This window comes from Moorena sp. SIO4E2, from assembly GCF_010671945.1.
Classification (GTDB): Bacteria; Cyanobacteriota; Cyanobacteriia; order Cyanobacteriales; family Coleofasciculaceae; genus Moorena; species Moorena producens.
In genome coordinates this window covers 1-8939 of sequence record NZ_JAAHIE010000302.1, presented here as the reverse complement: position 1 = coordinate 8939, position 8939 = coordinate 1, and the positions used below count along the sequence as shown (strand labels likewise).

Below are 8939 nucleotides of genomic sequence, written 5' to 3'. Positions count from 1 at the left end.
TTGGGGGTAACATCTTGAAGGCACTGGTTTGGCAAGTTACGGACAACCCACACAAAGGTGTGTTATTTGCTAGCCGTGTTGGTCAGTTCTTTGGTTGGGGAGGAATTATTTATGGAGTGCTTCCAATCCTACTGTATGGTAGCTTTAATGGCATCTGGTTTGCCTTAATTGGTTTGTTCTTGCTCCAAAATGCTGGCATGTCGGCCCAATCTGCTATGGTTCAAGACCAGCTAGATGGGTTGACAGCAGAAGATGCGGTCATTCCCAACAGCCCAATTGTATTCGCTGATTTGTCTCTAAGGGAGTTTGCCAACGAGTACATTATCGGTAAAGATCAGTGGCGCAAGTTTCTAGTAACTGATGAAGCGGGCCAACTACTAGGAGTTGTGATAGTAGAGGATCTCAAAACTGTTCCTACCTCTAATTGGCCGGTGACTCCAGTAAGAGCACTGATGAAGCCTGTTAAGACTTTGAAAACTGTTCAATCAGACCATTCCCTGTTAGAGGTTGTCAAAATTATGGAGAAAGAGCAGCTAGATCAGCTACCTGTGGTTAGTGACAACGGTGTACTGATGGGAATTCTGGATACAGCTTCCATTCGCAGTATCCTCGAAGAACGAAAAAAGGCTATTCAGGGTAAGAGGTAATGGGTAATGGGTAACTGACGGAACAAGATCAGCCAACTGGACTTGAGTACCCAAAGGATACTCAAAAGACTGTGCCATCACTTTCTATGTGAATCGGGGAAGAGCCTCCTGGTCTCAATTGAACAGCAATTCTACGTCCTGCTGTCCAAGTTCCTCCTTGTAAGACTTTTACTAGTGGCAATTCAGTAGCACTCAGGTTCAATTGTTGACGAATAGTTGCTGCTATTTGATCTAGCAAACTAACGGTGAGTGCTCGCCACTCAATAATCACTTCGGAGCTGGGTAAGTGAGACTGTTCTAAAATAGCGCTATGCTTTACCTCTAGTAATCCTAGATCTAAACATAAGCCCCCATTGCGATATTCTGCTAAGCCGGTCAACTGATCAAGTTCAGTAATCTCTAAACCCAGTTCCTGCAATGGCTCTAATAGAGAGTAAGTTAACCACTGGGAGAGCTTGTGAAATGGTACATACTCGGAACCGTAGTTATCCCCTTTGAGAGCAGAATGTTGCCACACATCCCCTAAATTGACCCCTGCTATGGATTCTCGTTTTGGCCAAATATCCCCTAATCCCTCCAGGACTGTGCTGAATAGGTTAGTAGCACTCAGAAGCTTGGCAGGTTGACAGGTTGCAGGTTGTAGGTTGGCAGGTTGTAGGTTAGCTGGTTTAGAAGTTGCAGGTTGCTCCTGGGGAGGTTGTGAATCTGTAAGTGACTTGACCAAGCTTTGGTTGTCTTCCCAACTTTCACGGTTTAAGTTGCTATCCTGCAATCCCTTGGTAACCTGCAACTTATCTAGCAAGTGGTAATTTACCAAGTCATTTACCAAGTAATTTACTAAGTTACCAGGACGAGGATTGACTTTACCAAACATCTGTGGTAATGAAACCATTGCTTTACCTAAGCGCTTTAGTAAAGCTAGCCTACCTTCTATACCTATTAGTGGATTGGTTTGACTGACCTGGAATCCCTGGGCTAAGTCATGGGCACTCAAGGATTGAAGTCCTTTGGCATCCACTTGCCAAGGTAGGTCTGGGTCGCTGGAGAAAGCTCCCTGACAGAACATGCGGAAACTAGCAACGGCTAATCCTTCGGAACGGCGAAACACTAGTCCGGTTTCTGGTTCATGATACTGCCAATTGCTGCCAGCCCCAGCATCGAGCAGGACGCTAATGATGACTAAGTCGAATTTGGTTTGGGCTTTTTGGAGTGGAGTGAATCCTGCTAATTTCTGGTCTAGTTCCTGAAGGCGAGGGACATTTCGTACCTCAAAATGCCGCCAGCGACTATGAAATGGAATCTGGAAATCGGGGTAGTGCTGGTGGATAACCTCGATAACATAGTTAGCTACTTGCTCTAGCTTGGTTAAATTGCAGCGAAAGTACTGCAACTGGTCAGCAGTAGCTAAGGTGAAAATGCGATCGCATCTCTCCCGAATTGCCCATGGGGTTCTTAAGTAAGCGATTAACTGCTGTTGTGCATTATCCACAGGTGACATAGGCAACAGGAAATTACGGAATAGGCAATTCGGGGTTAACTAAGCACTATTGACTATTGACTATTGACTATTGTGACTATTGACGATAAATACTAATCGGCTAAACCACGCCCTTGAATTTGATCTAATGCGATCGCATCTAGTTCAGTTGTCTTTTCAGTGTAATAACCAGCGGCTTTTTTGGCAGCGATTTCTACTTGGGCATCAGCGGGAATCAAGTTTTCTGGAATGGGAATACGCTGAATAATCTCAATACCGGATTCAACGATAGCGTTATATTTCATATCGCTCATGGAGACAAAACGGTCAATTCGTTTAATTCCCAGCCAATTGAGCACATCAGGCATTAGTTCTTGGAAGCGCATATCTTGAACCCCAGCGACACACTCTGTACGGTTGAAGTAGGCATTAGCGCTATCACCTCCTTGCTGACGTTTCCGGGCATTATACACTAGAAACTTAGTTACTTCACCTAAGGCGCGACCTTCTTTACGGAAATAAACAATGACACCTGCACCTCCAGCTTGGGCTGTTTGGACACAGACTTCTAGACCATGGACTAGATACGGACGACAGGTGCAGATGTCGGAACCGAAAACATCAGAACCATTACATTCATCATGAACTCGTACAGCCAGCAGTCGATTGGGTTCAGTAATGGCTGCTACATCACCAATTAAATAAACAGTGATACTACCAATCGGGGGTAAGAATACCGTTAAATCGGGGCGAGTGATCAGTTCTGGGAACATGCCACCGGTTTGCTGGAATAGAGCACGGCGCAGGTAACTTTCCTGAATGTCCAATCGCTGGGCAATTCCCGGTAGATACCAAACCGGGTCAATTGCTACTTTAGTGACTACTAAACTACCATCGTTTTTAATAATTTTGCCATCAATTGCTAAACGCTTTTTATCTACAGCATCCTGTAGTTCTGGCATATTAATATGAGCTTTGGTGATGGCAATCGTGGGTCTAATGTCATATCCCTGCTGATATAAATCGCTATAAACCTCACCTACCATCGCCCCAAAGGGGTCGAGAGAGACAATCAAATTAGGGTCAGTCCAACTGGGATGAGGACCAATGGGAACGATGGGAGCAGTGTTGGTGAGATCCGGGCGGTGATTGGGCTCGAGTGTGCCACTGGCTACGGCTAAAGCTCGATACACTGAATAGGAGCCTGAGTGAGTACCAATAACATTGCGATGAGCTGAGTTAACTAAGGTACCGACAATAGGTCCTCGTTTGAGGGGGTCACTTTCTCCCCAGTTAATTGCTGGAGAATTGCATCTAGAAGAGTTAGGATGGGAGGTTAAAACAATATGCTTGGGTTTGGTTATAGTTTTTGAATCTTCCATTATAGTTAATCTGTAGAATGCACCAACCAGTGTCTAGGTCTTAGTATCTAAGACTTGGTTAATAGGGATAAACTACTATAGTAACAATTTATAACAGGACTATCAGTAGTTTCTATTACTATTGCTATAGTGGGCAAGAATTATGCAACCAGTGCCTTGATCTGTAACATACAAAAAACCACATTATGCCACCATGACTCCAACCTAAATTGCTCACAATCTAGTCTCACAAGCTAGTTATAACAAGGGGTTTCGTATTTTTGGATTTATTATATTTTTAGCGTCCGCGCTCTTAACTTAGGGGCATTCATATTATGTATCTATGAAAAAAAATCGCCTTCTATGTTTTATTTTATCACTATTATTGGTCATCTTTGCTGTTGGCAGGATTTCTTCTGCCCAGATAACCGATCCCATTCCCGAGCAAATTAAAAAGTCAGAACTCTCTGTGGGATTGGAAGAAGTTGTTCAAATTCCCAATAGTGGAACTGGAAGAAACAAAGCTGCTCGCTTGAACCTGCTTACCCATGCAGGAGATGGTAGCGGACGATTATTTGTTAACGATATGCGTGGCAAGTTGTATGTCATTGTTGACGGCACTGCTACTGTTTATATGAATCTGAAAAAATTAATTTGTGCAGACTTTACTTATGAAACTCCTCAACAGGGCTTCGCTTATTTTGCTTTTCATCCAGAATTTGCTCAGAATGGAATTTTTTATACTGTAACTAGCGAAGTTAAAACTGGCAGTACTCCTGACTTCCCCGTTACCAAACCAATTATTGACAGTAACAAGAAGATTATCGAAAGTGCCCACCACGATGTAATTCGCGAGTGGAAGGCAACAAACCCTTCTAGCAATACTTTTGTCGGAACATCCCGTGAGATTTTGCGCATTGAAGAGCCTTACCCAGATCATAATGTTGGACAATTGGGCTTTAATCCCAATGCTAAACCAGGGGATGATGATTATGGCTTGCTCTACATTGCTGTAGCTGATGGCGGTAGTGATGGCTACCCTGTTAGCGATACCGAAGCTCACGGACGTTGGGTCTTTTTGGCATGGTCTCGGTGGGTTTTTCGGTGGCCGCTCATCAGGATTCACCATGGCTCAATTACTTGTCTGTTCTGAGTTTCACACGACTTGAACCCTGAGGCAATCCCCCCTCTTGACAAAAGGCTTTTTCTCTTAACTTGTCACCAATGACCGGGGGCTTTCTTCTCGCAAATCTTTCCAATGCTAGCGCTTCCCCTTTCTCTAGAAATCCCTGGCGGATTCGACCCACTGTGTTGCGATGCCGATTCAGAGCTTGAGGGATTTCGTTATCTGTCCATGAACTCGATTGCCAGCTCTCCTTCATCGGACATCAAAAAGATTTGTGCATGAAGGATTTTTTGGGCTGGTGCCTGTCCATCATTCAACTCCAAGGGGACTCCCGTTATACCCGCGCATGTTAGCGGGAGGGGAATTGGAGACTGGATCTGTTGCGCTTTTTGATAATCTATGCTAGGATTATCGTATATTAATGGACCTTTTAGGTGCCGGTCGGCAAGCTGAAAAGCCTCTGCTAGAAGGATAAACCAATAAAAACCTTGAAAAAGTAAGCCCAATGATTTGAACGGAGGGTGTAGAGGCTTTTTGGCTCAGCCGTTAAGGGTTTTCTACTCTTAAGAATCCCTCACTATAATCTTGGCCAAAAGGCCACGCTACGCGAAAGATTTAGTGATGGGAGTGTCAATCCGGCTAATTGCTTCGAGTCAATGCCAATGCTCTGTACTCAGTGCCATCTTGTCCCGTCTTCCTCTACCCATGGTTCTCACCGCTCCCTGGCTCTATTACACTAATTTAACATGGTCACTCCACTACGCACTTAACAAGAATACATTTTCCCAAACTATTCCAAAAGCTCCAACACAGCTTTCGGTGAAAGTTTATCCTTAAACCAAACAACTTGAGCTGGCAAATTCTTCACCGTAACCCCAGCTTTATCCAAATTTAACCGTTCCGAAATCGCCAGAATCAAATTGTCACATTCGGCCTTGCGCACCTGAGCGAATTTCTTCTTTAAATACTCTGGACGCCAGTAACCAATAATTTCTAATAGGAAATTTCGCCCATCAGGATGAACAATCCGAAAGTCGGGCACCATCACACTACCAGGAATAGGAATTAAATCCACTTCTCGCTCTAATACCCACTCAGTTTTCTGAGATTCCCAACGCTTAGCAAAGGAAGCCTCTAACATACTGTCGTAAGGTTTACCAGGGGGATAGTGAGTCACCAAGCCACAGCGGTCATTAAGGCTAAAATGCCCCGTCTTGATCGTACCGCTGTAAGAGTCACGGCTTTGTAAGGTCGCCTTGAGACTCCATTTAGTAACGTGTAGTAAGGCTGGAATCAGTTTTGCGATCGCTAAACCATAGCGAGTACTCGGCTTAAATAAACTAGTCGGTCCATCAATAGTAATCGTGAAGCCATGGTCCGCATCCCCTTCAATGTAAGTCATCAGCTGAAACAACTTCAAATAGCGGATTAATAGCTTATACTCCCCTGGAACATTCCGATGAGCATTCAGAGTCATCTCAGATGCCCGATAAAAAATACCCTGAACTTGAGATAAATTATAGCGATGCAGTAATGCCTCTGGTGCTGGGTGATCGAATTGAGTCAGAATACGATTTTCTTGTAAATCCGCATAAAGTCCTTTAGAAATTTGCTCAGGCAACACTTCCTGGTTTAATTCCTCAGATAAAGCAGTGCTCAGGCTTTCTAGAGTAGTCTGAGTTGCCTGGCGACTAGGAACAGATTGAGCCGCCAGGGCAAAAACTCGTTGGCGGAGTGCCTTAGGGTCTATGGGGCTAACAACTTCAAAGGTACTGAAGCTCGTTTTAAGAATATGGGCTAAACCTCGTTTAACCCGGTAGTCAGGGCTATCTCCTTCCCAATCCAACAACTTACGGTCTAGTTCCCCTTGGGTACTACCAGTAGCCTCAATAAAGCAGTGGATTAACTCAGCTGCCATAGCACAGGTCTGATTGTTAATCAGCAACCGTTTGGGAATGATTTCTTCGCCATTTTGTCTACTAATTAGCAAATCAGTCGGTAGCATTAATAATTAAGTGTTTTTTTTCTTTCTTTGCTGTGATATCTTGCTGGTAATGGCGGTGTCATGATAAAGAGCAACGGGTAAAGACACTGCCAGCTTGCCTGGTACAGAGAGTAAATGGTCAAGGAGGTTCCTAGTCAACTGTCTTTTCTAGCATCAAAATTTATTCTTTACTCACAATACTTCCTTTGACCCTAACCATTCAGGTTGGCTCGATTGAATTATACAGAGGTGCTAAATAATCATGAAAATCGCTCTATCCCCAGAATCGCCATTTTTGATTTCCCACCGACTAAAGCATAAATCTGTGGCGTCTACACCTGAACGCCAATCCAACCTGGACATAGAGACAATGGTAAACCAGATGATTACCAGGGGTCAATTGAGCCGTCAAGAGTATCTACAGCTGACGAGTGCCTTCCTCTGCGATTACAATATAAGCGACGCAGAACGCCACCAGATTAATCGGATATTTGATCATGTTCAGACTGGTCGTGTGAAATTAGTTGATTGTCAAGTTACTTGATTAGGGACGCACAGTGATAACTACCCACACTTTCCGGTCTCGAAAGTGTGGGATGACAACCAAGCCTTTGTTATTAGCCGTTATTAGCCTCAGGGTTTCCTTAAGACATCCATCTTGGTTGTGATTATCTCAGAAATACTACCTTACCCCAGACTAGATAAGCACTCCCCCGTGAGCATCCTGATGGATGGGACATTGTTTTAACTGTTGTCAAAGCGCATCTGACAGGCATTGAATCCCACAACCCCCTTACCGCTAGGAGGTGGGGCTTGAAGCCAGAATAATTAACCGGAATAATGAATCAGCTTGACTATTGCGTCACAATTAGGTTCAAGCATCACCAAATCAAATCTGGCATCTCCATATGGGATTACTATTTTACCCAAATTTGCGGAATTACAAGCAATCCCAGGGAATAATTTGGTAAAAGCAAAAATCTAGACTAGCGAGGTATTCAAGTGTCGCAATCCAAAGCAACTGTGCTAGTTACAGGGGGAGCCGGATATATTGGCTCCCATGCTGTATTAGCACTCTTGGCAGCTGGCTACAACGTGGTGGTTCTAGACAATTTAGTCTATGGTCATCGAGACATAGTCGAAGATGTTCTAAAGGTGAAGCTAGTTGTCGGTGATACCAATGACCGGGTATTACTCGACAATCTTTTTAGAGACTATGATATCAGTGCAGTAATGCACTTTGCTGCCTATGCCTATGTGGGAGAGTCGGTCACTGACCCGGCTAAATATTACCGCAATAATGTCACCGGGACACTAACACTCCTGGAAGCTATGGTAGCAGCATCAATTAAAAAATTAGTCTTTTCCTCTACCTGTGCTACCTACGGGGTACCAAAAACTGTACCGATTCCAGAAGATCATCCCCAAAACCCAATTAATCCCTATGGGGCGAGTAAATTAATGGTAGAGCGGATTCTATCGGATTTCCATACCGCCTATGATTTAAAATCCGTAACCTTCCGCTATTTTAATGCTGCTGGTGCTGACCCAGAGGGTAGGCTAGGGGAAGATCACACTCCCGAAACCCACCTTATCCCCTTAGTGCTGCTTACTGCTTTAGGTAAACGGGAGTCGATCTCCATTTTTGGTGCCAATTATCCCACAGCTGATGGAACTTGTATTCGGGACTATATTCACGTCAAGGATTTAGCCTCTGCTCATGTTTTGGGGTTGGACTATTTGTTAAAGGGTGGGGATAGTCAAATCTTTAACTTAGGCAATGGCAACGGCTTCTCAGTCAAAGAAGTGATTGAGGCAGCCAGATTTGTCACAAAACAAAACATCAAAGCTATAGAATGCGATCGCCGTCCTGGTGATCCGCCCGCTTTGGTCGGTAGTAGTGACAAAGCCAGAAAACTTCTGGGTTGGTATCCCCAGTATTCCGATATAAACACCATCTTATCCAACGCCTGGCAATGGCATCAGAAGCGCCATGGGTTCAAGGATGCTGGCCTTAGAGTTCCCGTCGCATAAAGGATTAAGGATTAAGAATTAAGAATGTTCGCCTTAGGCGTTCGGTGTAGGGTATGATTAAAAATTAACTATTATCGCCTAATCAAACTATGGAGTAGGCACATAGGGACAGCTTTACCAATTGGCTGGATGTACCGGTGCGCTTGACCTAGTCAAGCGCACCGCAATGGTCAACTCTTACGTCCGATACTTTTTAGCTACCAAAGTCTACCAAGATAGACCAAGGCTCGCCAATGCAAGATGCAATAGCATCCAGGGGGTATCTCCCAAAGCTCTCGGGAATATCCCGCGAGCGCCATAAAAATGTCAA

8 protein-coding genes and 1 pseudogene are annotated in these 8939 nt (G+C 44.3%); 5 read left to right on the top strand and 4 right to left on the bottom strand.

The window, feature by feature from the left end; translation table 11 throughout:
• On the top strand, nucleotides 1-647 hold a 647-nt coding region (locus tag F6K37_RS24880), incomplete at its 5' end, for a CBS domain-containing protein (RefSeq protein ID WP_287252832.1).
• A gap of 61 nt (nucleotides 648-708) precedes the next feature.
• On the opposite strand, the gene F6K37_RS24875 is transcribed toward F6K37_RS24880, so the two are convergent.
• Nucleotides 709-2145 carry a URC4/urg3 family protein gene (locus F6K37_RS24875; protein WP_287252829.1) on the bottom strand — a complete coding sequence of 479 codons (1437 nt, stop codon included), beginning with the start codon at nucleotides 2143-2145 and terminating at the stop codon, nucleotides 709-711.
• A 92-nt stretch (nucleotides 2146-2237) separates the two neighbouring features.
• A complete protein-coding gene (locus tag F6K37_RS24870; RefSeq protein ID WP_287252827.1) occupies nucleotides 2238-3506 on the bottom strand; it encodes a GTP cyclohydrolase II in 1269 nt (422 codons plus the stop codon).
• A 322-nt stretch (nucleotides 3507-3828) separates the two neighbouring features.
• Here F6K37_RS24870 and F6K37_RS24865 point away from each other — a divergent pair, with 322 nt between their 5' ends.
• Nucleotides 3829-4638: a PQQ-dependent sugar dehydrogenase family protein gene (locus F6K37_RS24865; RefSeq protein WP_008189274.1), complete on the top strand. Its 810-nt coding sequence runs from the start codon at nucleotides 3829-3831 to the stop codon at nucleotides 4636-4638.
• Between the two features lie 76 nt (nucleotides 4639-4714).
• On the opposite strand, the pseudogene F6K37_RS24860 reads toward F6K37_RS24865, so the two are convergent.
• Nucleotides 4715-4922 (bottom strand): annotated as a pseudogene (locus F6K37_RS24860) (helix-turn-helix domain-containing protein); the annotation flags it as partial.
• A 274-nt stretch (nucleotides 4923-5196) separates the two neighbouring features.
• On the opposite strand from F6K37_RS24860, the gene F6K37_RS24855 reads away from it, so the two are divergent.
• Entirely contained in the window at nucleotides 5197-5448 is a 252-nt protein-coding gene (locus tag F6K37_RS24855) for a hypothetical protein (RefSeq protein ID WP_287252824.1), read from the top strand.
• On the opposite strand, the gene F6K37_RS24850 is transcribed toward F6K37_RS24855, so the two are convergent.
• Nucleotides 5402-6616, bottom strand: coding sequence for a DUF790 family protein (locus tag F6K37_RS24850; protein ID WP_008189279.1), 1215 nt, complete (start codon nucleotides 6614-6616; stop codon nucleotides 5402-5404). The genes F6K37_RS24855 and F6K37_RS24850 overlap by 47 nt on opposite strands.
• A 241-nt stretch (nucleotides 6617-6857) precedes the next feature.
• Between F6K37_RS24850 and F6K37_RS24845 the strand changes: the two genes are divergently transcribed.
• Entirely contained in the window at nucleotides 6858-7139 is a 282-nt protein-coding gene (locus tag F6K37_RS24845; protein ID WP_008189281.1) for a hypothetical protein, read from the top strand.
• Between the two features lie 458 nt (nucleotides 7140-7597).
• Entirely contained in the window at nucleotides 7598-8629 is a 1032-nt protein-coding gene (galE, locus tag F6K37_RS24840) for a UDP-glucose 4-epimerase GalE (protein ID WP_044495096.1), read from the top strand.
• Nucleotides 8630-8939: the final 310 nt, after the last annotated feature.

Excerpts from the sequence above, each read along its gene's own strand:
- F6K37_RS24875 (WP_287252829.1), bottom strand. The coding sequence starts at position 2,145 with ATGTCACCTGTGGATAATGCACAACAGCAGTTAATCGCTTACTTAAGA.
- F6K37_RS24870 (WP_287252827.1), bottom strand. The coding sequence starts at position 3,506 with ATGGAAGATTCAAAAACTATAACCAAACCCAAGCATATTGTTTTAACC.
- F6K37_RS24865 (WP_008189274.1), top strand. The coding sequence starts at position 3,829 with ATGAAAAAAAATCGCCTTCTATGTTTTATTTTATCACTATTATTGGTC.
- F6K37_RS24850 (WP_008189279.1), bottom strand. The coding sequence starts at position 6,616 with ATGCTACCGACTGATTTGCTAATTAGTAGACAAAATGGCGAAGAAATC.
- F6K37_RS24845 (WP_008189281.1), top strand. The coding sequence starts at position 6,858 with ATGAAAATCGCTCTATCCCCAGAATCGCCATTTTTGATTTCCCACCGA.